Source organism: Oceanispirochaeta sp., assembly GCF_027859075.1.
Taxonomy (GTDB): domain Bacteria; phylum Spirochaetota; class Spirochaetia; order DSM-2461; family DSM-2461; genus Oceanispirochaeta.
Map to the genome: position 1 here is coordinate 1 of NZ_JAQIBL010000211.1, position 25,173 is coordinate 25,173.

The 25,173-nt window shown below is 50.7% G+C and carries 18 protein-coding genes; 8 read left to right on the forward strand and 10 right to left on the reverse strand.

Annotation, left to right across the window (positions count from 1 at the left end; translation table 11 throughout):
• Window positions 1–383 precede the first annotated feature (383 nt).
• The 4 genes from gcvT (at window position 384) to gcvPB (ending at window position 4,898) form a co-directional block, all read left to right on the forward strand.
• Window positions 384–1,424 carry a glycine cleavage system aminomethyltransferase GcvT gene (gcvT, locus tag PF479_RS11835; RefSeq protein WP_298006733.1) on the forward strand — a complete coding sequence of 347 codons (1,041 nt, stop codon included), beginning with the start codon at window positions 384–386 and terminating at the stop codon, window positions 1,422–1,424.
• Between the two features lie 129 nt (window positions 1,425–1,553).
• Complete coding sequence (gcvH, locus tag PF479_RS11840; RefSeq protein WP_298006735.1) at window positions 1,554–1,931, forward strand: glycine cleavage system protein GcvH; 378 nt, start codon at window positions 1,554–1,556, stop codon at window positions 1,929–1,931.
• 214 nt (window positions 1,932–2,145) lie between these two features.
• Complete coding sequence (gene gcvPA, locus PF479_RS11845) at window positions 2,146–3,447, forward strand: aminomethyl-transferring glycine dehydrogenase subunit GcvPA (protein WP_298006738.1); 1,302 nt, start codon at window positions 2,146–2,148, stop codon at window positions 3,445–3,447.
• Complete coding sequence (gene gcvPB, locus PF479_RS11850; protein ID WP_298006740.1) at window positions 3,444–4,898, forward strand: aminomethyl-transferring glycine dehydrogenase subunit GcvPB; 1,455 nt, start codon at window positions 3,444–3,446, stop codon at window positions 4,896–4,898. The genes gcvPA and gcvPB overlap by 4 nt, the downstream gene beginning before the upstream one ends.
• A gap of 24 nt (window positions 4,899–4,922) precedes the next feature.
• On the opposite strand, the gene PF479_RS11855 is transcribed toward gcvPB, so the two are convergent.
• From PF479_RS11855 to PF479_RS11900, 10 genes are all read right to left on the reverse strand, one after another.
• Complete coding sequence (locus PF479_RS11855; protein ID WP_298006742.1) at window positions 4,923–6,929, reverse strand: hypothetical protein; 2,007 nt, start codon at window positions 6,927–6,929, stop codon at window positions 4,923–4,925.
• Window positions 6,926–8,599 carry a DNA repair helicase XPB gene (locus tag PF479_RS11860; RefSeq protein ID WP_298006744.1) on the reverse strand — a complete coding sequence of 558 codons (1,674 nt, stop codon included), beginning with the start codon at window positions 8,597–8,599 and terminating at the stop codon, window positions 6,926–6,928. Before PF479_RS11860 ends, PF479_RS11855 begins: the two co-directional genes overlap by 4 nt.
• 55 nt (window positions 8,600–8,654) lie before the next feature.
• Window positions 8,655–9,662, reverse strand: coding sequence for an ABC transporter ATP-binding protein (locus PF479_RS11865; RefSeq protein WP_298006746.1), 1,008 nt, complete (start codon window positions 9,660–9,662; stop codon window positions 8,655–8,657).
• Complete coding sequence (locus PF479_RS11870) at window positions 9,659–10,672, reverse strand: ABC transporter ATP-binding protein (protein WP_298006748.1); 1,014 nt, start codon at window positions 10,670–10,672, stop codon at window positions 9,659–9,661. Before PF479_RS11870 ends, PF479_RS11865 begins: the two co-directional genes overlap by 4 nt.
• A complete protein-coding gene (locus tag PF479_RS11875) occupies window positions 10,669–11,739 on the reverse strand; it encodes an ABC transporter permease (protein ID WP_298006751.1) in 1,071 nt (356 codons plus the stop codon). Before PF479_RS11875 ends, PF479_RS11870 begins: the two co-directional genes overlap by 4 nt.
• Window positions 11,736–12,815 carry an ABC transporter permease gene (locus PF479_RS11880; RefSeq protein ID WP_298006752.1) on the reverse strand — a complete coding sequence of 360 codons (1,080 nt, stop codon included), beginning with the start codon at window positions 12,813–12,815 and terminating at the stop codon, window positions 11,736–11,738. The genes PF479_RS11875 and PF479_RS11880 overlap by 4 nt, the downstream gene beginning before the upstream one ends.
• Window positions 12,812–14,647: an ABC transporter substrate-binding protein gene (locus PF479_RS11885; RefSeq protein ID WP_298006754.1), complete on the reverse strand. Its 1,836-nt coding sequence runs from the start codon at window positions 14,645–14,647 to the stop codon at window positions 12,812–12,814. Before PF479_RS11885 ends, PF479_RS11880 begins: the two co-directional genes overlap by 4 nt.
• A 50-nt stretch (window positions 14,648–14,697) precedes the next feature.
• Window positions 14,698–16,728 carry a sensor histidine kinase gene (locus PF479_RS11890; RefSeq protein ID WP_298006755.1) on the reverse strand — a complete coding sequence of 677 codons (2,031 nt, stop codon included), beginning with the start codon at window positions 16,726–16,728 and terminating at the stop codon, window positions 14,698–14,700.
• Window positions 16,729–16,971: 243 nt separating this feature from the next.
• The gene (locus PF479_RS11895; RefSeq protein ID WP_298006758.1) at window positions 16,972–18,915 is read right to left on the reverse strand and encodes an ABC-F family ATP-binding cassette domain-containing protein; all 1,944 of its coding nucleotides are present in this window, start codon (window positions 18,913–18,915) and stop codon (window positions 16,972–16,974) included.
• A 105-nt stretch (window positions 18,916–19,020) separates the two neighbouring features.
• Window positions 19,021–20,391, reverse strand: a complete 1,371-nt coding sequence (locus PF479_RS11900; RefSeq protein WP_298006760.1) for an SH3 domain-containing protein — start codon at window positions 20,389–20,391, stop codon at window positions 19,021–19,023.
• Window positions 20,392–20,610: 219 nt separating this feature from the next.
• Here PF479_RS11900 and PF479_RS11905 point away from each other — a divergent pair, with 219 nt between their 5' ends.
• The 4 genes from PF479_RS11905 (at window position 20,611) to PF479_RS11920 (ending at window position 25,018) form a co-directional block, all read left to right on the forward strand.
• The gene (locus PF479_RS11905; protein ID WP_298006762.1) at window positions 20,611–21,717 is read left to right on the forward strand and encodes an ROK family protein; all 1,107 of its coding nucleotides are present in this window, start codon (window positions 20,611–20,613) and stop codon (window positions 21,715–21,717) included.
• A 97-nt stretch (window positions 21,718–21,814) separates the two neighbouring features.
• On the forward strand, window positions 21,815–22,279 hold the full coding sequence (locus PF479_RS11910) for a hypothetical protein (protein ID WP_298006764.1): 465 nt from the start codon (window positions 21,815–21,817) through the stop codon (window positions 22,277–22,279).
• Window positions 22,280–22,418: 139 nt separating this feature from the next.
• Complete coding sequence (locus PF479_RS11915) at window positions 22,419–24,503, forward strand: ankyrin repeat domain-containing protein (protein ID WP_298006766.1); 2,085 nt, start codon at window positions 22,419–22,421, stop codon at window positions 24,501–24,503.
• Between the two features lie 347 nt (window positions 24,504–24,850).
• Window positions 24,851–25,018, forward strand: coding sequence for a hypothetical protein (locus PF479_RS11920; protein ID WP_298006768.1), 168 nt, complete (start codon window positions 24,851–24,853; stop codon window positions 25,016–25,018).
• Window positions 25,019–25,173: the final 155 nt, after the last annotated feature.

A 25,173-nucleotide genomic window follows, 5' to 3' on the forward strand; every position in this document is an offset into this window, starting at 1 on the left:
CCATAAGGTTACAAAAAAGAATTCCTCCAAAGGCGACCACTCCGGTGGCGATCATCAGGCTGATATCCACTTTTGAAAATTCTCTGGTTTCTTTTTCTTTGACCTGAGGTTTTGTTTTCTTTTTTATATCGAACTGAGTCACTGTTGCCATTGTTTATCCTGTTCGTTGAAATCAGTATCCATTCTAGCCTAAATCCTCAGGTCTGTCACTCTCCCGGGGGAGTAGAATCTTCATTCCTGATTGAGATTTCAAGTCTTTTACAGATGAAAGAAATTATGAAAAAATAAATTGTCTATTGATATATAGATGAATATAGAAGTAAAATAATGGTGTAACCGTAAAAAAATGATATATATATTGTTGATAACACAAGGGGTCAGACATGTTGAAGACTGCTATCAATTCCTTTCACAGAGACCAGGATGCCCGGATGGTGGAATACGCCGGATGGGACATGCCCTTATTTTACGCTTCCGGTGCAACAGAAGAACACCGGATTGTCCGCCGGAGTGCCGGTCTCTTTGATGTGAGTCATATGGGCCGCTTCAGGATCAAAGGTTCCGGGAGTGCTGACTTTCTGAATCATCTGATCAGCAGTGATGTAAAAAGCCTTCCCATTGGACTTTCGGGGTATGGACTCCTTTTAAATCCACAGGGAGGCATCATCGATGATGTTTTTCTCTACCATATTGCCGCCGAAAATTACCTTCTTGTGGTCAATGCATCCAATCTTGAAAAAGACTGGCAATGGCTTGAAAAACATAAGGACGGATACGATATCATCCTGACTGATGAATCTCCTGAGAGCTCTTTATTCGCCCTCCAGGGGCCCAGGGTGATCCCGGTTCTGGAGACACTGACCGGTTTATCACTGCAGAATAACTGGGAAAGATTTGGAGTCAGGGAATTCATCCTGGAGAATATTCCCTTTCTGGCCGGCCGAACGGGGTATACGGGAGAAGACGGAGTTGAGATCTTTGTTGCCAATGAACAGGCCCTGGCTCTGTGGAAAATCATTCTGAAAAACTTCAGTCCTCATTGTGAAATCAGCCCCTGTGGTCTTGCCTGCCGTGACAGCCTCCGTTTTGAACCGGGATTTCCCCTCTACGGTCATGAATTGAATGAAACCATTCTGCCCCCTCAGGCCCTGTTGAAATGGGCCTGCCATATGGAGGGAGATTTCATCGGGAAAGAGGCCGTTACGGCTCTCCTGGAGAAGGGTGTGGAAAAGAAGCTGATTACTCTGTCTCTGGTTGATAAGGGTGTTCCCCGGGAGGGGTATGATGTGCTTTCCTCAGAAGGCGAAGTCATCGGCCAGGTGGTGAGCGGTCTCTACGCCCCTACGGTGGATAAGTACTGTGCCAATGCCTTTGTTCCCCTGGCCTATTCAAAAGCCGGTACGGAAATTCAGGTTTCCCTGTGAGGACGCTTAAAAAAGGGGCTGGTCGAAAAGCGGCCCCTTTATCGTCCTGTTTACCGCTGACATTCAGGAACGCCGGAACTATACTATATGAAAACTGATCCCCCGAGGGGGTATTTATGAAAGGAGTCAATGATGGAAATCAGGTATGCCAAAACCCATGAGTGGGCGGGTAAAGAGGGAGATCTTTATGTCTGCGGTCTCAGTGAATATGCGCAGGATAAGATTGGTGATGTCGTCTTTGTCGAGCTCCCCGAAACCGGGGCAGAAGTAGAACAGAATGCTCCCTTCGGCGTGATTGAATCAGTCAAGGCGGCGAATGATCTCTACTCCCCCTTGAACGGAGAAGTGGCTGAAGTCAATACTGCACTGGAAGATGAACCCGAACTGGTCAATTCATCTCCCCTGGAGGACGGATGGATCTGTAAAATCAGATCGGATGACGAAAGTTTTGCCGCCTTAATGAGTGAAGATGAGTATCAGGTCTATTTGAAAGGTCAGGACGAGTAGCCCTCCTTTTCATATCCCCGGGTATTACACCGCCGGGAAAAATCAACAACTACATGCGGAGCATGTAGTTTGGTAAGCAGCGCCCCTGAAAGGGGCTTACAGTGTTGCCAAAGCCACAAAACATCAAGGAAAATGCCTTGAGGCAAAGCCCAAAACCGATACCACTCCCGTAGGAGGTGGCTTTAACTCTAGTAAAATTGATCGAGGTTGGAAGATGAGTTATATTCCCCATACCGCCGATGACCGGCGGACAATGCTGGAAACCCTGGGGCTGTCCACTGTGAAAGATCTTTTCACGGATATTCCCGAGGCCTATCGTTATCCTGAACTGAAAATTCCCGACGGCCTGTCTGAAATGGATGTGAAGGAGAAGCTGTCTTCTCTGGCCAGGAAGAATCATGCCAGTGAAGAGGGCCTCTGGTTTCTGGGGGGAGGTTTGTACAGGCATTTTATTCCCTCCGTTGTAGATGCCGTTCTCTCCCGGGGGGAGTTCTTCAGCGCCTACACCCCCTATCAGCCCGAGGTTTCCCAGGGAACCCTCCAGGCCGTCTTTGAATTTCAGACCATGGTCGCCGAGCTCTACGGAATGGATGTTGTGAATGCCTCCCATTATGACGGAGCGGCCTCCATGGCTGAGGCAGCCTTGATGGCCCGGCGTTGTAAGCCGGGAAGGAATACCATTTATCTGGATGAAGGGATTCATCCGGAATATAAGGAGGTTCTGCAAACCTATCTGACCGGCACGGATGCTCTGCTCAAAGAGGGGCCTCCCGGGGAAGATGCTGCCTGTTTTATCACGGCTTATCCCGGCTTTACAGGAGAAATCAAAGATCTGAAGAGTCTCGGCAACAGAACTCATGAGGCGGGGGCCCTCTTCATCGTTCATGCCGACCCCCTGGCCTGCGGGATTCTGGAATCTCCCGGAGCCTGCGGTGCCGATATAGTGACCGGGGAAGGGCAGCCTCTGGGAATCCCCATGAGCTTCGGCGGACCCACCCTGGGACTCTTTGCCACCACTAAGGCGTTGATCCGGAAAATGCCGGGCCGTGTGGTGGGTCAAACCATGGATGCCAGCGGCAGAGCCGGCTGCGTTCTGACTTTTTCTGCCAGAGAACAGCATATCCGCCGTGAAAAAGCCACCAGTAATATCTGCTCAAACCAGGGCCTCCTGGCCCTGGCCGCCGCGGTCTATATGGCCGCCCTGGGAAAACAGGGCATCCGGGAGACGGCCCAGCTTATTTATAACAAGGGCGTCTATGCGGCCTCTGTTCTGGGAAGTCTGGAGGGATTCAAGGTGAAAACCGAGGGACCCTTCTTCCGTGAATTCGTACTGACCTGTCCCCGCCCCGCCCGGGAGATTGCCGATGAACTCCAGAAGAAGGGCATCTTTCCCGGACTGGCTCTGGACCGCTTCGACGGCTTTCCTGAAAATGATCTCCTGGTTTGTGTGACCGAAATGAATAGCAAAGACGATATTGACAGCCTTGCCGCTGCCCTGGGGGAGGTATCCAGATGATACAGAATAAAGTAAGTTCCCTCTGGGAATTGAGTTCCCCGGGAAGACGGGCCGTTCTGGTTCCTTCTTCCGATGTCCCCCCCGCCGATCTGCCCCTGTCTTTGAGAAGAACAGTGGCCGCGGATCTTCCTGAAATCAGCGAACTGGATTTGATACGCCACTACACCAGGCTGTCTACCCTCAACTACAGCATCGATACCCGTTTTTATCCTCTGGGTTCCTGTACCATGAAGTACAACCCGCGATTGAATGAACAGACCGCCCGGTTTGCCGGTTTTGCCTCCTCTCATCCCTACGCCCCGGAGGATAAGATCCAGGGAAACCTGGAGCTGATGTTCCGTCTTCAGGAAGGTCTGGGAGAACTCTCCGGCTTTGATTCGGTCAGCCTTCAGCCTGCCGCCGGAGCTCAGGGAGAACTGGCCGGGGTTCTGATGATCAAGAAATATCACGCCTCCCGGGGGGATACGGGGCGAACCCGCTTCCTTATCCCCGATTCGGCTCATGGAACGAATCCCGCTTCTGTGGCCATGGCCGGATTCACAGCCCTGGAACTGCCGTCGGATGACCGGGGAAACATTGACCTGGCTCAATTGAAAAAACTCTGCGACCAGAGTATCGCCGGGATCATGATCACCAATCCCAATACCCTGGGACTCTTTGAGGAACAGATTCTGGAGGTCATACGGACGGTTCACGCCTGCGGCGGACTGGTCTACGGCGACGGGGCCAACCTGAACGCCATCATGGGCGTGGTCAAGCCGGGAGAGCTCGGTTTTGATGTGATGCACTTTAACCTGCATAAGACCTTCAGCACACCCCACGGGGGAGGAGGGCCCGGGGCAGGTCCGGTGGGAGCCTCTAAGATTCTCAGAGATTTTCTTCCCGGTCCCGTGGCCGCTGAAAATTCAGAAGGCCCCGGTTTTACTCTCCTTCAGCCCAAGGAATCCATCGGAAGGCTCAAGACCTTCTACGGAAACTATGGTGTTCTGGTCAGGGCCTACACCTATCTGCTGTCACAGGGAGGAAACGGCCTCCGGGATGTCTCTGAAAATGCTGTCCTCGGCGCCAACTACCTGATGACTCTTGTGAAGGATATCCTCCCCCCCTGGTATGATAGAAGCTGTATGCATGAGTTTGTTACATCCGGGGATAATCTTCCCGGAGGAGTGCACACCATGGATCTGGCCAAGAGGCTCATCGATTACGGTTTTCATCCGCCTACTGTGTATTTCCCCCTGATTGTTCCCGAGGCGCTGATGATTGAACCAACCGAAACAGAGAGTCTGGAAATTCTGGATGCTTTTGCAAAAGTACTCAGGGAAATTGTGAGAGAGAGCCGGGAAGATCCCCAACTCCTTCACGAGGCGCCCCATACCGAGTTGGTTTCCCGGCTGGATGAGGTCCTGGCGGTGCGGAAACCGATCCTGAAGAGTGTAATTTCAACAGGCTAGTCTCGGCATATTCTTTTAAATAGATTAGAACAGGGAGAGCCTGACCTTGCTGATCTGACTGATTTTCCTGACAGGACACTGAAAGGGCTTGTCAGGGAGTTCTGTCCCGATCAGCTGGGCTTCCGACTCCTTGTGATTTTCCAGTTTTAAGGGAATCACACGGTGGGTTATGATATCAAAATCGCCTTCCGGAAGGTTGACTTCCAGCATCCACGCCCTATTTCCCATGACGGATTGGATCATCCGGAGTTTCCCCTGGTAATCCAGTCCTTTCACCTTCCGAATACCCCCTTTGATCATCCCCTTATCCAGCTGTTCTTCCATAAAGATGACACCCCGGCGAATCCGGTCTTCCAGTTCCGGTTTATCTTCGGCACTGATGTCTGTCATGGATCTCAGTTTTTTGTAGAGGCCCTCCATATGACGGGGTACTTCTTCGGATGCAGGGGATGGTTCTTCCGACAGGTATGGATTGAATTCAATCACTCCTGTCTCTGCGGGTATGAAAAAATCCGGTACAACAGGAGGGGCCTTTTGCTTTCCCCTGACATGAGGGACGGTTCTAATCCCCAGCTGTTCCAGCACTTCTTCCCATTCGTTTCTGTTTTCCCGACCCATGAGAAAGACACCAGGGGCCAGTATTTTCAGTATAAAGGGTTTGAGAAGACCGCTTTGTTCTAATACCTGACTATGGGTCTCATCCATTTCCAGTACAAGTCCGTCCCAGAGGCGGCAGCTGTTATACTCTTTTTCCCAGTCTTTCATCGAAAAATGAACATTCTGGGTCAGCTGAAGAGAGAATCGTCCTTCCAGTTCTTCTTCCAGATTATTGAGATTCAGACCAGCTTTGAGGAAGGAGGCAAAAGATTGGTCGGTCATCTTCAGCTGGGCAAAGGCATCATAACGTTCCGGGGTGAGAGAGAGAGTCAAAAGCAGACTGAAGGGGGTCTCGGGAGTCAGATTGACATCAAAGGTGGCATGGAAGAAGACCGTCCCTATGGGAGCCGGTGACGGGTTGACGATGAGCCGGGGAACCATGGGGTGGAGGTAATAACACTCACCTTTACGCACCAGAATATGGAAAATTTCAAAGCGCTTGATCAGTGCATTGACCGGTAATGGAAGAGGTCCCTGGAATATGGGATCTCCCAGAATGGAGATGAGGCCTACCAGATCCTCTTTTTCAATGCCTCTGTTGGCGGGAAGATGGCTGATCAGAGATTCTGTCAGGATTCTTCCTTTTTCAGGGCTCCCTCTGTCGGCGCTGATGAGCTGGCCCCACAGTGTCAGGAGCTGATTCCTCCTGTCCAGGGAGGAGAATTGTTTCAGATTCTCGATTTTCAGGGACCAGTTTCCTCCCTGAATGGATAAGAGCTTGAGAGATTTCAGAGTATTCAGGATCAGATGGAGTTCCTCTGACTCTCCTGCACTGAAAAAATCCACCGGATAGAGCTGTGACAGACGCTGGAGGAACTTCTTTTTCAGGGAGCCGTCATTGTTGCCGATCTGTTTTTCCCTGTGAATCAGGGAGAGGAAGCAGATCAGGAAGGAACCATTGAGGAGGGGAAGGGTTCCTGTTTCAGGAGGCAGGGACGGGTGCAGGTCATAGAGCTGCTGCGGGCTGAGCTGGTTATGTATGGACTCGGGAAGGAGGGGTGAACAGCAAAGACAGATTCCGTTGGCTCCCAGACTGCTGAATACCAGCAGTCTCTCCTCCAGGCTGGTGATGCGGCTCTGTACTTCGAAGGGAGTGATACGGGCCGAGAAAAACTCCTTGAGAAAGAAGACATCCGGGCAGCTGAACCACTGAATCGCCGAGAGGATCAGTATATCCTCCCTTCTTATCATGCTGATCTGCTTCTTTTCATTCTCCGGTCTGCCCAGACGGGCGGCCAGAGTATTCAGAAGGTCAGTTTTATTGTAGGGAGTTGCCACTCCTCCCAGATAGTTGTTCATGACTTCCATAAACACACTCTCAGGAAGATCCCGCATCAGGCCATTCCAGGCTTTTCTGTTTTCGTCTATTTTCACAGATCCTCCATACCCAGGCTGATGGTATACTTGTATCCCTGTTCGGTTAAAAACTGCTGTCGGTTGGCAGCATATTGCTCTTCCACTGTGTACCTGGTCACCAGGGAGTAAAACCAGGAGTCCTTTTCTTTGGGTCTTAAAATCCGACCCAGTCTCTGAGCCTCTTCCTGACGGGAACCGAAGGTCCCGGAAATCTGGATGGCCACAGAGGCATCCGGCAGGTCAATCGCAAAGTTGGCCACCTTGGAAACCACGATGATTCGGGATTTTCCCGTTCTAAAGTCATCGTAAATTTCCTCCCGAAGGGCATTGGGCGTCTTTCCGGTAATCAAGGGAGCCTTCAAAATCCGGGCCATTTCCTGCAGCTGTTTCACATACTGCCCGATGATCATGATGGCATCATCGGGATGCTTTTCGATCAGGTCCAGGACCAGATGGGATTTATGAGGATTCTCGGCGGCAATTCTGAATTTCAGACGTTTGTCCGCCACGGCGTAACTGGTTTTCAGATCATCCGGAAGGTCCAGCCGGACTTCATGGCACCAGGCGGTGGCAATCCAGCCTCCGGCTTCCAGTTCCTTCCAGGGTACGTCGTAACGCTTGGGTCCCACCAGTGAAAAAACGTCTTCTTCGGCGCCGTCTTCTCTGACCAGGGTGGCGGTCAGTCCTAAACGGCGGACCGCCTGAATTTCGGCTGTCACCCTGAAGACCGGGGCAGGCAGCAGATGAACTTCATCGTAGATGATGAGTCCCCAGTTTCCCTTACGGAACAGGGAGAAGTGGGTGTACTCGCTCTCCTTGTCCTTTCGCCAGATGAGAATCTGGTAAGTTCCTATGGTTACAGGTTTTATCTCTTTCTTTTCACCCGTGTACTCACCTATGTCTTCCGCTCTCAGATCTGTCTTGTCAATGAGTTCACGCCTCCATTGGTGAACCGCGGCTATGTTGGTGGTGAGGATAAGAGTCTTGGCCTGAACACGGCTCATGGCGCACATGCCTATGACAGTTTTTCCTCCGCCGCAGGGAACGACGACCGTTCCGAATCCGGTGCCAGGTTTATTGTTTCCGATAAAGGCCTTGATGGCGTCTTCCTGGTAGTCCCGGATGACCAGTTCCTTCCCGCTGAGCATGGTTTTGCGCATATTGATGGGGCAGGGATCACCCGACTTCAGAGGAGCCAGATCTTCCACGGGGAAACCCGCCCGGATCAGATTCAGCTTGACCGAGCCCCTGTCCATGAGTTTCATGAAAAATCCGCCTTCACCAGGGGTGAGGTAGCGTTTCAGACTCTTAAGATGTGCAATTTCGGTGAGGATGGACATGTCTGTGGATTTCAAAAAAAGGACTTCTTCATCCTCTGTGGCATCCACCTTGATCAGCCCATACCGGGACAGGGTGGAATGCACAAAATAAAGAACGTTTTCCGGTACGGGAAATCGGGACAAGCGATTAAGGCTCTCGACAATCTCCTCTTCGGAAATTCCAGCCGAGGCGGCATTCCAGAGGGAGAGGAGAGTCATTCTATATGTATGTATATGTTCGGGAGATTTTATCAGCTCTGCAAAAGGGGAAATTTCAGCCCTGGCAACATCAAATCCAGGGTTGTGGACATCCAGTAAAAGAGAGTGGTCTCCCTGAACAATCAGGGCCAGTTGGGAAGTATCAGTCATAACCAGTTATTTTACCCTTTTAAGGGGGTTATATCAACATGCCTGTTTTGGGGTCTCAGAGACTCTTCGGGTCTCCTGCAAAAAAACAGGCGGCCCAGTGGTCCGGTTTTATTTCAACCAGCTCGGGAAAGTCTGTACAGACTTCCTGCCGATCGGGACAGCGGTGATAAAAGGGACATCCCTCCAGAGCTTTTGTGGAATCAAAGGGTTCAAAGGCCTTGAGTTCCAGGGTGGGAGACATCCTGCTGGGAATGCTGTTGTAGAGGAGCCTGGTATAGGGGTGAAGTCTGGATTCTGTCAACTCCTCAGCCGATGCCTCTTCCACAATCTTTCCACGGTACATGACCCCGATGCGGTCACAGAAATAGGAGGTTACCGTCAGGTCATGAGCAATAAAGAGCATGGTCAGATTGAATTTTTCTTTCAATTCCAGAAGAAGATTGAGGATCTGACTCTGTATAGACACATCCAGGGCAGACACAACCTCATCACAGATGAGCAGTTCGGGCCTCATGATCAGGGCCCGGGCAATGGAAATCCTCTGCCTCTGGCCTCCGGAAAAATCGGCGGGACGACGGTCCAGGTCCTCCGCAGAGAGTCCTACGGTTTTCATCATCTCTCCGGCTTCCTCCCTGGCCGCGCTGTCACCGGGCCAGTAGGAACTCTGTCTGTACCCGGAAGTCAGGATGCTGTAGATGTTCATCCGGGGATTCAGAGAGCGGGCGGGGTCTTGAAAGACGTATTTCACCCTGCTTCGATACTGGAGCAACTCTTTTTTGCTCAAATGATCCAGGTTGAGGAGTTCTCCCTTTTTCTGATGAAAGAGGATTTCTCCCGTATCAGCCTTGTACATCTTCACTGCCAGCCGGGCCAGAGTTGTTTTGCCGCAGCCCGATTCACCCACCAGGCCATAGGTCTCACCGCGCCTCAGTTGAAGAGACACACCGTTGACCGCATAAACAAAGCGTCCGTATCGTGCAAAGAGTCCTGCTTCCAGAGAGAAGCGGATGCTGAGATCCTTGAGTTCCAGATGCAGCCCTTGTTTTGTTTTTGCGGGACTCATGGGGTACCTCTCTTGTCAGTCTGTGGATCCATGGGGAAGAGACAGCGGTACTGGGAACCTTCCGCCTCGCTGACCAGGGGGGGCACTTCCTTCAGGCAGTCCTCCTGTACATGAGAACAGCGGGGGGCAAAGGGGCAGCCCGGCTCGGGGCGGACCGGATCAGGTACGCTTCCGGGTATGGTATGCAGGGTATCCCTGCTGTAGTGGGTTCCAAAGGAGGGACGGGCATGGAGGAGCCCCCTGCTGTAGGGATGGCGGGCCCGGGTATGGAGATCCCTGGCCATAGCCTCTTCCATGACCAGACCGCCGTAGAGCACGAAGATCCTGTCGGCAATCCGGGCCACCAGATCCAGGTCGTGACTGATGAAAATAATCCCCATTCCCCGGTTTTCCCGGAGATGGAGGAGAAGTTCTATGATCTGAGCCTGAATGGTTACATCCAGGGCCGTTGTGGGTTCGTCCGCAATCAGGAGGCGGGGATTTCCAGCCAGGGCCAGGGCAATCATCACCCTCTGGAGCTGTCCTCCCGAAAACTGATGGGGAAAACTGCCGAGTCTGTCTTCAGGTTGAGGAATCTGTACTTCCTTCATAAGGCTGACGGCTCTCTGCCTCAACTGATCCTCGCTTTCTCCCGGATAATGAAGGGTCAGGGTCTCCTGAAAGGTCTTTTCCATGGTGTAAAGAGGATCAAAGGAGCGTCCGGGCTCCTGGAAAATCATGGCCGCCTTTTCGGCGCGGAAACGGGGGAGTTCCTTTTTCTTCTCCAGAGACCCCACATCACTCCCTTCAAAGAGTATTTCTCCCTCTAATTGAGTGTAATTCGGGAGAAGCCTCATCAGGGCCTGAACGCTGACGCTCTTACCGCTGCCGCTTTCACCCACCAAACCCAGTATTTCTCCCTTTTTCATGGTGTAGCTCACACCCCGAAGAGCCTTCAATAGACCCCTTCTGAGGGGAAAGCTGACCTTCAGGTCTCTGATTTCAAGAAGATTGTCCTCTTTGAGGTTCATCTCAGACCCCCCTTTTCCTGATAGTAGGGGTCAAGATAGTCCCGCAGAAGATCTCCCAGAAAGTTAAAGGCCAGGGTTGTGACAAGGAGGAAGAGACCGGGAATCAGGAACCAGGGAAAGTTTCTGAGATTACTCAGAGTCGATATTTCACGGTTGATCAGGCTGCCCCAGCTCACGGCCGGGTCGACGATACCCAGTCCCAGATAACTCAGTACAGTTTCGCCCAGAATGAATCCGGGTATCCCCAGGGCGATGCTCACAATGATGATGGAAGACATCTGGGGGATGATCTGGCGGAAGATAATATTTAAAGTCGGTATACCCTCCAGCACGGCGTTGGCAATATAATCCTCCCGCTTGATGGAATGAACCATGCCTCTGATCAGACGGGCACTCCCCGGCCAGCCCACGAAACTGAGGATCACCGTGATTACCATGAAAGACTGGCCGCTGGTCATGCTGCGGGAGAGAATAGACCGCAGAAAAAGGATCAGGTAGAGTCCCGGAATCAGTATGAAAAACTCGGAGAAGCGCATGATGAACCAGTCAATTTTTCCTCCAAAAAAGCCCGCCAGACCGCCGAATGTGATGGCCAGGGTCATGGAGATGGTAATGCCGATGAAGCCGATGGTGAGGCTGATGCGGCTGCCGTAGAGTATCCGGGTAAACAGATCCCGTCCCAGGTTATCCGAACCCATCAGAAAGACCGGTTCTTCCTCTCCCGGGGCCAGACCGTAGAGGTGACGGTCTCCGGGAATCAATCCCCAGAGCTTGTATGGTTTTCCTTTTACAAAGAAGTGAATCCTCTTGTTGGTTCCCTTGATCCGGGCATAGTTCCAGTTGATTTCATTGATGACCGCCCGGGCCTGCACCTGAGGGCCGAACCCTAGTTCCGGACTGTACCAGCTGACGGCGGGAGGATAAAAACTCTTCTCGGAAAAGCTGGTTACCGGTGTGTAGGGTGATATAAATTCGGCAAAGATCATCATCAGATAGAGGAGGATCAGAATTATCAGGGACAGGAGGGTAATGGGTCTGTAGCTGAGGGCTTTCAGGAATCCTTTCATTTGTTTGAGTACCTTATGCGCGGATCTACAACCGCCAGGAGTATGTCTGCCAGAACCATGCCGAAAAGCACCAGAAAAGAGGTGAACATCAGGTTGGTCAGAACCAGATAGATGTCTTCCTGCAGCACTGCCTCATACATGAGCCGTCCGATGCCGGGGTAGGAAAAAATGATCTCCAGGATCAGGGATCCCGAAAAGAGACCGGCCAGAAGGTTGGCACTGCTGGTGATGTAAGGATTCAGGGTATTCCGGAAGGCATGGGCGAAATAGACTCGTCCTTCCGAAATCCCTCTGGCCCTCAGGGCCGTAATATAGGGCTGACCCAGCTGATCCAGCATGGTGGCCCGGATCATGCGCATGGTCCCGCCGATTCCCCCCAGAAAGGCTCCGATCAGGGGGAGGGTGATGTGATGCATATAGGAAAAAACAAAACGCCCCGGGTTTTCACCAAAGGGAAACCCCGGATAGGCTGTCACCGGAAAGAGTCCTGACACCGCCGCAAAGAGCTGCAGCAGAATCAGCAGGAGCAGTCCCGGGAAGGAGTGGAGGAAGAGAGCGATGAAGGTTGCCGCCAGGTCAGTTCTTGTGCCTACCTTGGAGGAGAAGTAGATCCCCAGGGCAAAAGATATGACCGTCAGCATCAAAAGAGAGATCATGTTCAGCAGGATGGAGTTGATCAGTCTGGTCTTGATTAGAAACAGGATGGGTGCCCTGCTGATCATAGACCTGCCCAGATCCTGATCCACAAAGACCTGTTTGAGCCAGTGCATGTACTGCACGTAAAAGGGTTTATCCAACCCCAGTTCGGCTTTGCGGGCGGCTATCTGTTCTTCAGAAAAGAGACCATTTGTTCCTTTTCCATCTCCCCCGCCTTCTGCCATGGCCAGCATCTGATTCTGAACATAACGGTCGACGATGTCACCCGGAGCCAGCTCCATCAGGGCGAACACGGCAAATCCGAGGATAAAGAGAATCACGATCATTGAGACCAGGCGGTTGAGCACAAAACTGAGCAATGGGTGGGCTCCCCGAAATCGGAAGACCAGGTGCATCAACTTGGAGTAGAGATCCCTCATTCTGCTTCCTTCAGGAAAAGACGGCTTGAATCCAGACCCCCCAGTGTGTCGTAATACACATTGTCCCACTTGTTCCGGACGGCCAGAAAGCCTTCGCTGTGAACCAGGTAGAACAGAGGCAGTTCTTCCAGCAGAAGGGCCTGGAATTCATCCCAGATGACCTTGGCTTTCTCTTCGTCGGGAGTAAAGGAACCTTCATTATAAAGAGTATCGACCCGGGCTTCCCATGAGGTGGCCGGTTCATCCTGAAGAGGGTTCCAGAGGTGAAGATTCCCTGCGGATGGCCAGACATTGGAGCCGCCGGTGGGCCAGTAGTTGCTTCCAAAGCTGAGCAGGATGGCCTGCCAGTCATAAGTGGATGTGAGCATCTCTACCAACTTCTGGAAATCGAGGGGTCTCACATTGACCTTGATGCCCACCTTGCTGCATTCATCGGAGAATATATTGGCCGAATCGATTCTGAGGTTGTTGTCGCTGTTGGTGACAATATCAAATTCGACGGCAATGCCTTCACTGTCCCGCATGATTCCCTGGTCATCCTGGTTCATGCCGATCGACTTCAGCAGCTCCAGAGCCTTCTCCGGATTGTAGGTGTAGACGTTGCTGATGGATTCGTCATAAAAGGGATTGGCTGCAGCGTAGTGATGGAGGGCCGGTTCTCCCAGACCTCTATATATCTGTTTGACCATCCTCTCCCTGTTCGTGAGAGAACTCATGGCCTGGCGAAACTCTTTATTGGTGAACCATCCCAGGATGTGTTCTGACAGACCCGAGGCATTCTGGTTGAAAGAGATGAAGTCGGCTCCCATGATGGCGCCGCCGTCATAGATGGTGTAGTCCGGATCTTCTGTATTGACCAGCTCTTCCAGGTCTTCTGCCCGTATTCCATAGCTGTCTGTCTCTCCATTTTTGAACAGGAGAAAACTGGTGTTCAAGTCGGGAATGATCTTGGCAATGGATTTTTCGATATAGGGGATTTTCTGTCCTTCCTCATCGGTTTCCCAGTAGTCGGGATTCCTTTCATACACAAGACGAACACCCGGGGTATATTCGGTGAGAAAACGAGCGCCTCCTGAGGGGAGGGTTGTGACATCCGTATCGATGGTCAGGATATCCTTGATCCCTTCGCTCCCCAGTTCCCTCAGGGCCGGTTCATAGATGAACCGGGGACCATAGGTCATGTTGCAGCTGAGAATCGGGTTGGCAACAATCCTTGGAAAGTGAAAGGATAGGGTTCTGTCATCCAGTTTTTCGATGGTAACCCGGGCATCCGACCCGTCGGGCATGGTCAGGAACTGACCGTTGTAACTGGGCAACTGTAAATCTGCATTCCCATCGATTTCATTGTACCAGAACACCACATCGTCGGCTCCGATTTTCACTTTTTTATCCGAATTGTAAAAGGACCAGTACAGGTCATCCCGGAGTGTGAAAATCACATCCAGAGAGTCCTCTTCCTCATGCACAACAATTTCAAAACTCGCCGTTTCAGGCAACCACTCTTTTTTATAAGGGTCGTAGTCGGCCAGATAACCGGGAAGCAGTCCTCCCAGGATGTCAGAGGCTGACTGATCGCTGTCGGCGGCTATAAGGTTGAAAGTCTTAGGATCCTTGGTCACCGTGGTATACCAGGTTCCCCCGGATTGTCCGATGGCGAACTCTTCCACTCCTCCGGGTTTTCTGATGGTCCCCGCCAGGAGTCCCTGCTGGTTTTCAGCTTTCCGTATCTGTGCCTCTTCAAGGGTCATTTCTTCACTTTTGGAACAGGAAAACAGGGTAATAAGAAGAATGGTCAGTACTATGGGAATAAACTTCAGAATTTTTAAATTCATACAGGCCTCCAGGGGAATTTATAAATGATCTGCTTTAATTATGAGTAGAATCACCAGCAATTGTCCATACTTATGTTGATGGGAAAGTAAATCCGGAAACAGCTGCCCCCGCTTTCGGAATCTTCCGGAGGGGGCATGTATTCAATGGCGCCTCCCAGTCTCTCCTTGATTGTCTTAAACACAATGTAGAGGCCCAATCCGGTTTTGCCCTCTGACCGGCCGGTGGTGGTAAAGGGTTCAAACATATGTTCTCTTATAGAAACAGGGATGCCCTTTCCATTATCCTTGTACTCGATCATGCCGGTTTTTCCTTCCTTGAGACTGAGAGTTATGCTGATTAAACTGTCTTCCCGGGGGGAATCAAACCCATGGACCAGGCTGTTGATCAGTAAATTGTTGATGATGTAATAAAAGCTGTCGGGATAGGAGTAGACCTCGATTTCTTCACCCAGGAGTTGAACCTTAATATGCTTGTTATTGAACTGGATGGCATGGGTTCTGGTAATTTCCTGGATATAATCTTTCAACTCGAAGCTGAGGCATTTGCTTTCCATCTCGTCAAAAGACAGTTTTTTGAAATTTTCTATGAAATCGGCAGCCTTTTTAAGGTTTTTACCCAGTAGACGGCTGCCGTCATGGAGCCTGGCGATAAAATCATCCATGTTCTCCTTTGTCAGAGAATCTTCAATGACCTGTTTCTGAAGTTTTCGAATCACATCTTCCATGCTGGAAGATGTGGTGATGCTCACCCCCAGAGGTGTATTTATTTCATGGGCAACCCCCGACACAAGAGATCCCAATGCGGCTAATCGTTCTTTCCGGATCAATTCTTTTTGTGTGTCCTGCAGTTTTTCCAGAGTTTCCTTGAGAGAGCTGTTGGTATACTCGAGTTCCTGGGTTCTCTGGTCCACTCTGTTGTTGAGAGACAAATTGAGCTGTTTCAGAGCCTCTTCGCTTTTCCTTCTTTTTAGAATATTGCTGAAGAGCTGGATGACAAGAAGCAGTAAAATCGAGAAAACGACCAGGACTATGGTTACTTCCGTTGAGTAGCGGTAAAAGAAATTATCCGGTTGATTTATAATGATGCTTCCCTTGGGCAGGTATTTAAGGCTCAGCGAGAATTGAAGCAGTTTTGTAAGATCAAACATGGGACTTTGGGAGGTTTCTGCTGTTATAGGAATGGACTCTGCCAATTCTCCCTTTAAAATTCTTAAGGCCCGCTGGCCTGCGTCCCGTCCCTGATCGATGCCTTGAAGGAGGTATCCACCGATAATCCCATGGGAGAATTGAAAATCCCAAGATCCGAAGACGGGGACTGCCGCAGCCTGAGATATGAGTTGAGTGCTGATATCGTACTCGAAGAATTTTCCCAGATTATCCCTCTGGAAGGGTAGGAGGAATACAACAAAATCTTCTCCCAGAAGATTCAGATCCCGAAGCATATCAGCCATGGATATATCTGACCAAACCTCAATACTGGTAAAATCATCTTTATAATCGTTAAGAACAGCATCAAGATTTGTCCTGATGCTCTTTCCTGTAACAGTTTCATCCAGGATACAAACCAGATTAGTTCTATTGGGGTAGAGTTGTCTGATCAGGTCCAGGTTCTTTGAAAAATCACTTTCTTCACTGATACCTGTTACATTGTAAAATCCGGCAAGGGATTCGGGTTGGAAGAAGTTAATACCGCAGAATACAAGGGGGATGGGACCGTAAAAATCGTCTCGGTTGGATTTCATAAATTCCAGCGCATTGTCGTCGGCACAGATTATCAGATCATACTGCATGCTTGCGGATTTAATCCTCATGAGTTCCTTGAAAACCTGGAGATAATCGTCTTCGCTGTATCTTTTACTGTCCATAAATTCAACATGAATGACTGCCTCTTCCCCCAGGACTTCTCTGACTCCCCGGGTTATGTTTTCCGTCCAGTGGTATCCCTGATGATACGAGTGAAGCAGGAGTATCTGGGGTCTGTCATTACGGGAATCCAGGTTCTGTTCGTCTGAAAAAAGAGAAAAGGAATGGAATGCCAGGAAGATCAATAACAAAGCTTTTACGGGTCTGGGAGGGCTCATGAGATAATTATACACATATAGATGGATATTACGGTATAAAAAAGAAGAATTTAAATCAGTGGAATCCAGATATAATTGGGCTGCTCAGAATGGAGTCATCCATTTCATTAATAAAGTATTACAGGTCAAATTTTTAGGAGACGGAATAATCAGCACTTTATTATTCAAAATTTGATAGACCGGGAAATGAACTCTCAATGATATTTAATTGATAGGGCCCGAAAGAATACCTTCCGAACCATCTCAGCCCAGGGCTGAGATTTCTTCTGCCGCCTGCTCCCAGGCCTTTGTCAATTCTCTCTGTCTGGTTTCCAACTCAGTTATCTTCTGACTCATGGCCTTCGCCTTCTCTGCATCAGAATACACTTCGGGACTTCCCAGATCTTCCTGAGCCTTTAGAATATCGGCCTCACAACTTTCAATCTCTTCCATTAACTGGGCTTCGCTGCGCTCCAGCCGGCGGATTTCAGATTTGCGTTTTTTATCATCTTCCCGGTTGACCTTGGCAGAACCCTGGTCCTCCTGAGAGCCTGATGACTCCAAATCCTTAGAAGAAGTCACGTTTTGAGGCGAGGAAGAGTCTTTTTTCCAACGGTAGTAGGCGTAATCTCCGTCAAAGTATTCTGCTTTCCCCGGGCTCAGCTCCATCACCGACGCCGCCAGTTGATCGATAAAATAGCGGTCATGAGAGACAAAGACCAATGTCCCCGCATATCCATTCATAGCATCCAGGAGTACATCTTTTGACGTGAGGTCCAGGTGGTTGGTAGGTTCATCCATGACAAGAAGATTCACCGGTTTCAGTAGAAGCTTTAAAAGAGCCAGACGGTTCTTTTCTCCACCGCTTAAAACGGCACATTTTTTGTAAATATCATCATCCGAGAAAAGGAATGATCCCAGCATGCCCCGGTGTTTGGGGATCAGTTCGATGGGCGCTTCTTCCTCCAGAGTCTCCAGTACGCTTTTATTCGGATCCAGAACCAGTTCCTGATCCTGAGAGAAATAGCCGATCTTCACATCCTTTCCCAGACGGCGATTTCCTGTAAAGTCTTTGTCATGTCCGCTGATAATCCGCATCAGAGTGGACTTTCCCGCACCATTCACACCGGCGAGGTTCAGCCGGTCTCCCTTGGCGATTTCAAGATTCACATCCTTTAAAACCTGATGGTCTCCGTAGGCTTTTCCTATTCCTTCCAGGCTCATGACCTTCCGTCCCGAATGGGGGGGTGGGGGGAAGTGAAAGTGCATCCTCTGCATGGAGCTGGGGAGTTCGATTATTTCCATTTTCTCCAGCATCTTGACCCGGCTCTGTGCCTGGGCCGCCTTGGTTGCTGAATAACGGAATCTCCGTACAAAATCTTCAAGTCTGGCAATCTCTTCTTTCTGAAGTTTCCAGGCCGCTTCCAGCTGTTCCAGCTCCAGCTTCCGTCGGGTCTCATAGGCCGAATAATTTCCTTTGTATATTTTCAGATCTCCCTGAAAGAGTTCTGCCGTTTCCTTTGTCACCTGATCGAGAAAATAACGGTCATGAGAAACCACCAGCACTCCACCGGGGAATCTCTGAAGGAATTCTTCCAGCCAGTCCCTGGCTTCCAGGTCCAGGTAGTTGGTGGGTTCATCCAGAAGCAGAATATCCGGCATCTCCAGGAGTATCCGGGCCAGGGCGATCCGCATCTGCCAACCACCGGAAAATGTGGAGGTTTCCCGCTCCAGATCTTCTGCCAGGAATCCAAGTCCCAGAAGGACCCGGTAGATCATGGCTTCTCTCTCAAAGTAGCCGCTGGCGGTGATCTGTTCCTGAAGATCGTGATGCCTTTCCGCCAGGTTCTGCATGGCCTTTTCGCTTAGATCGGGGTGAGCCAGGCGTTCTGCCAGCTCCTCCCTCTCAGTTTCCAGTTCCCGGATATGAAGGTAGGCCTGTTCCACCTCGTCCCGGAGGCTCCGGTCGCGGAAGCGCAGACCCGATTGGGGAAGGTAACCGATCCGGACGTTCCGGCTCTGGGATCTGTCTCCCCCGTCGGCTTCGGTTTCCCCGCAGATCACCTTCATAAAGGTTGTCTTGCCGCTTCCATTTGCCCCTGCCAGGGCTACCCGGGAGGAGCGGGAGAGGTTCATATTAATATTTTTAAGAATATCCCTGTCCCCGAAGGCCAGAGAAATTCCGCTCAACTGTACAAAGGCGCTCATAAGTCGCATCCGCCCTATTTTTAAAGATTATTTGTTTGATTGATGCCTTATTTTAAAGAAATACTGCTTTTTTGAATACCCGGTTCCTCCCGGGGTACAGGGCAATCAGCCCGCATCCTGGAGGGGGAGGGCCGCCTCAGGCAATCCTTCCGCCTTGTCATCCAAAGGAAGTCCGGAAATCTTGTCGGGGAAGGTGAAAAACATCTGAATCGGACTGAAGAACTGGTCGCTATTCACCACTCGGTCTTGTATATAGCGGTCATCCACATAGAGCAGGCTGGCTCCTGTGTCCCTCATGGTATAGAGGAAGTCGGCGGTCTCACCGCTTTCAAAGTTAAAGGTAATCACACCGTCGTATCGGCTTCTGATCTGCTCGGAGGGGAAGTTTCTAAAGCTCACATACCCGCTGTTTCCTGCGGATACACTGAAGACCTGCTGGCTGATGAGTGAGGACTTGTCTATCCAGGTAAAGCGTCCGGCATTTTCGAAGAGGATCGTGCCATAGGCCTGGCTGGACATCTCAGGACCCCGGTCTATAAAGTCCTGGAGCATCGCCGCACGACGCTCTTTTTCCCGGGCTATGATGGTGTCTACATTTTCTGAAAGCCTGATATAGGCCTGGCTCAGTTCCAAGCCGTCATATTTGTACTGGACACTGATAAAATTTTCCGAGTTGACGGTGATGCGGAAGCTGGTTCCTGCAAAGTCATAGCGGTTTGCACCGATGCGGGTCACTTTATCAAAGGAAGAGCTGATTTCCTTGTCCATTGTTTTCAGGGTGATGGTCATGGCATCCAGGTCGGCAAAAAGGCCATATTCCGGGCGGAACAGGGCCAGGTCAATCTGGCGCCGGCTGATCATCTCCTGGTAGGTATCGGGACGCCAGGTTGTACTGAAAAAGATATCCAGCATCGGATCGTCCTGTTTCTTCTGATTCTGCATCACCATTTCCTGCTGATCGTTCAGGCTGTAGACCGTCAACAGGGCATCAAAAACATATCCTGAAACCCCGTCATCGGTGAGGATGGTATACCAGTAGCCCTCAAACCGGCCCACTTCTTCCAAATCTCCCCGGCCCAGGACCTTGATTTCCTGACTCTCCCGGAGCTTGTATACCCTCTCACTGGAGGCATCGGGCTTCTCTCTCATAGGCAGACCCTGCTTGTTTGAAAAGGCATAAACGGGAGTGAATTCTTCATAGGCCGCCGCAAAATCCACTGCCTCCGAGTGCTTGTCAAAGAAGCGGACCCGCCAGAGGGGAATCTCAAAACGCTCCCTGGTATCCTTGATCTGGAGGATATAACTCTTCCGGATTCTTGACTCCTCTAAAATCTCAATCAGGGAACCCGTGGACAGACCATCCTGATCCGACCAGAGCACGACCCCATACCCCAGCTTGCGGGAACAGGAGAAGCTGGTCGCCATTATTATAATCAGCAGAACAAGGAGTCTGCTTCTGTATTTTATTTTCATCATCACCTCAGAGCTTCTTCAATAGAATGGCAACATTATAACGGAAGAACAGACAATTGTCTATTTGGGGGGCTGCGGGCTTTCCGCTCTGAGGGCCTGATCCGGCTTTTTGTATCCTGCTCTGTCGCCGCCGCAGGAAAAGCCGGGGCCCTTCCGCTGCAATCCCTGCCCTCAGGGATTCTATAATTGTGTTATCTCCTCATCCGGGGATATAATAGATCTATGAATCAAGATCAATACTACGCCGCCCTGGACATCGGAGCCGGACGGGGCGCCAAAATAGCCTTTTTTACACTGGATGGAAAAATAGCTTCAGAAACCCTGTTGGGGGTTGAGGATTACAGCCTCAATTTTGAAGATTTTGCCGTCACCCTGTCAGACAGGATCAAAAAAGCCGTGCCTGAAAACGGTAAAATCCTGTCTATCGGAATCTCCTCGGCGGGAATCCTCAACTCTGACGGAGGGTTTCAGCTTTTTGTCAACTGTGCCCGATACAACGGATATAACATCCGCAAGGCCATGGAAGAAGCCTTTGATCTTCCCGTAGCCATCGACAACGATGCCAATACAGGCGCCCTGGCCGAATGGTCTGTCCTCAGGATGGAGCTCCTTTACTGGGTCTTCGGCGGAGGCTGGGGAGGAGCCTGGGTCAGTGAAGACGGCCGGATTCTCCACTCTGCCCATGACTGGGACGGACAGGATTCCTCTCTTCATTACACCAACGAACCGGGTTATGCCATCCCCCTGTCCAAACACCGGCTCAGACTCCTCTTTCTGGAAGTCGGGGCGTCTTATGAACTCTTTGAGCAGTACCTCACGGAAGACCCGGATCTCTCCGAGACGGTCCTTTTAGGACCAGGGGGCAGTGCGGACAGCCTCAGGGCAGAAGTCATACTCTCCGGACCCGGACGCTGCCGCCTCTTCCGCGCTTTAGTGGGAGATGACACCTTCTACGAACGTTTTCTTGATATTCATGAGCTCTCTCAGATCAATGACCCCAGTATTGCGGGAAAGCACATCAGCAAGCTCTCCAATATGAGAGTGGAAAGCGCTATCAATACGGACCGGCTCTATGGAAAGATTCTGGCTGAAGCCGCCAAGATCATGCTTAAAACCGGAGCCGCTGACGGATTGAGGGAAGACCTTCCCATCTTTTTGGGGGGCAAACCCAGTTACGCTCTGCCCTATTTCGGTCCTTCCTGTCAGAGGGTTCTGGGAAAAATGGGCATCATGAGTTACCTCCGCCCCTCCGTGCTGGATGAGAAAAACCTCAACGCCAACCTGGTGGGGGCCTGTGTGCTGGCAAAAAGGGCTTATGAGACCCGTTGAAGTTACAATGAAAGATTTCATAATAATCTTTGAAGCATCAGGCCCTTCCGGCTTGTAATACCCTTTATACAGGGAGTACAGTGAAAGGAGAACCTCTATGGGAGACGCCCAGGTGAAAACGGAACAGATGGAAATAGTCGATTATGTGAAAAATCACTTCATTGAGTGGATGGAAGAGAAACATGTTTTCCCTTTTCCCCAAAACGCAGCTCAAAACAAGAGCTCCTATGATCCTCTGCTGATGGAACGGATGGTCCGGGTGGAAGAGGGGATCAAGCATCAGAATGAAAATCTGGAAAAGATGATGATCCAGTCGGATAAGCGCTTTGCAGAAGTGAATGAGAATATGAACAGACGCTTTGAAGAAGTGAATGAAAATATGAACAGACGCTTTGCAGAAGTGAATGAAACTATGGACAGGCGCTTTACTGAAGTGAATGAGAATATGAACGGGCGTTTTGAGTTTATGGATAAAAGATTCAACCGTCTGTATCTGTTTCTCACAGGGGCCTTTTTTGCTGTTCTGACGGGGATCGTCACTCTGCTGATTCAGTCCGTTTAGCCCTGTGCCCCCTTATCTCACCCATTCCTCCTCTGACTGACCGGGAATCTCGGCTCTTCGCGACTCCTGCTCATGAATATTCCATGTGCCCGGATGCACAGTCCCGGCATTCGGGTTACAATAAGACATGGAGGATATCATGCGCAAACCAACATCCACTCTCATACTCGTCTCTATAGTTCTGCTGACCCTATTTTCCGGCTGTGCCAGCTCTCAGGTTAAAGCCGCCCGCCGGGGAGACCTGGATGCTTTGCAGGAATACCTGGATGACGGTGGGGACATCAATGCTCCCGAAAAAGGCGGGACTACTCTTCTCATGTACGCCGCAGAAAACGGACAGAATCCGACCATCCTTTTTTTACTTGATAGAGATGCAGTGATAAGTCTGAAAGATGACCGAGGCCGAACGGCCTTCCTCTATGCCGTCATTGCCCGTCAGGAATCCTCGGCGGAGCTGCTCCTCAGCAGAGGGGCCGCGGTGAATGTTCTTCTCTCTTCCGGAGACTCAGCCCTGATCCTGGCTGCAGGAAGCGAAAACCTGAGTATGATCAAGATGCTCTTAGTCCAGGGTGCCGATCTCAATCAGACCAATAACGGCGGCTGGTCCGCCTTGACCATAGCCCTGAGTAAAGATGCCCAGAGACCCTCTAAACTCAGTGCCCTGACCCGGCATCTGATCAGTCTGGGAGCAGATATTGATATGAACTCAGATGTTATCTCCAAAATTGCCTTCACCGCGGCGGCATCGGGAAATGTGGACGTCTTGAACTACCTGCTGGACCTGGGCTACAACCTGGAAAGCAGGAATGACAAGAATGAAACGCTTCTGCTCACTGCCGTCTCGGCATCAAAAACGGACGCTGTCCGGATGCTCCTGCAACGAGGGGCCGACTGGGATGTAAAAGATGCCTCGGGCTGGTCACTTCTGATGAAATCTCTGTATCAATCGGCATCGAAAGGGGAGAAGCCCGATGCCGTTGCCAAACTTCTGATGGAGTATGGAGCCATTCCTGAAGGCAACAGTCCCCAGGGCATCAGAACTGCCTTTGTCGCCGCAGAAAAAGGAGCTCAGGAAGTTCTGGAACTCCTGCTGATCCATGGTCTTTCCCCTACTGTTCGAGATGATCAGGGTAACAGCCTCCTTATGGCCGGTATTCATCACCCCGATGTGGTCAGGCTGATGCTGAATAAAAATGTCCCTGTAAACGCTAAAAACAAACAGTCCATGACGGCTCGGCTGCTGGCGTCCCGATTTAATCAGAAAGAATCTCTTACTCAGTTGATTCTGGCAGGAGCCGATTTGAATCAGAGTGATAGTAAGGGTCAAAATGCCCTGTTTTATACGGCCCGCTCTGCTGATGTGGAGATGAGCCGGAAGCTCCTGGTTGCTGGAATTTCTGTCTTCTCTACGGATAAGGCGGGGAATACCGCCCTCCATGTGGCGAGTGAGTCTGGTGTGCCCGCTACTGTGCGTCTTCTTTTGACTTCAGGCATCTATGTCGACAGCAGTAATGCCAAAGGGGAAACTCCCCTCATTGTTTGTGCCCGAAACCCCCAGCATGCGGCTGAAATCAGACAGATCCTGATCACCGCCGGAGCCAAAGTCCCCGTTGTGGCAGTGGCCCCGGTAGTTCAGGCAGAACCTGAAACCAAGGCTCCGGCAGCGGCTCCTGCTCCCATTCCAAAGCAGACAGCGGCTCCAGCTCCAGTGGTAAAACCGGCTCCAGCCCCCGTGGTAACACCAGCCCCGGAAGTGAAGGTTGAAACTCCGGCAGAGACTCAAAAACCCACCCCGGAAAGTGTTGCCGAAACACCGGAGCAGAAAATCGCCCCGATACCGGCCCCGGTAAACATGGATGAACCCGCACCTCCGGCTGGCGAAGCAGAATTGAACATCCATTACGGCTGGCCTTCCATTAATCCTTCCGCCGTCCGCGGCTGGAACAACAGTGACAAACTCAAGGGTTATGCCCTCCTGAAAATCGCTTATGCCGACAGCAGCGACTGGTTCCACCAGGAGCAGATCCGGCTTCCCATGAAAGGAGTCAATGCCGACCGCTTCGAACAGGATCTTTCCCCTCATGTTGCCGCCGGGAAAGCCTGCCGGGCGACTCTCACTCTCCCCACCCAGAAAGGGAATGCCCTGGTGGCCGAGATCACGGCTGTGCCTGATGTGGAAGGAAAAATGGTGCTGTTTTTTGACAAGTTCCGGTATGAAAAATAAAAAATTCTCAATTTTTGAATCACCCGAGCCTCTTCGCTTGTATACAGGTTTAAACAGAAGTAAAATAAGAGGTAATACATGGGAGAAGCCCAAGTGGGACTTCGGTGGTTTATTTAATACAGGCCGAAGGAATAAAGTGTTTTTTGCACTACCAAAGCCCATTTAGGGCTTTGGTGGTTTTCTCCGTCGAGGCCTAAGGGTATCAAAGCTGTTTTATACCTGTATACCAAGTCTCGTATAGAGACTTGGCGGTTTATTTAAATAGGCCAAAGGGTAGGGCTTTGGTGGTTTTCTCCGTCGAGGCCTAAGGGTATCAGAATGAAAAATTTGATATTCTCATCGGGAATATGGAGAAGCGTTTTGAACAGGTGGATAAACGCATTGAGCAGGTGGCTCAGCGTTTTGAAGAAATGAGCACAGATATGAAAAAAAGTTTTTCTCTGATGTTCTGGTTTGGAACCATTGGTTTTGTTGCCCTTGGAACCTTGATGTCCGTGTATCAGTTTCTCTCATAAAAAAAATCCGAGACCCAGGAAGTACTATACTTAATACCATGCAAATGATCTTCCCAGAGCCCTGGAGGAGATGAAAGAGTATTCAAAAACTATCAGTTTGATTAAAGATTGGGCCGAAGGAAGAGGGGATACATTGATCATCGTCACCGCCGATC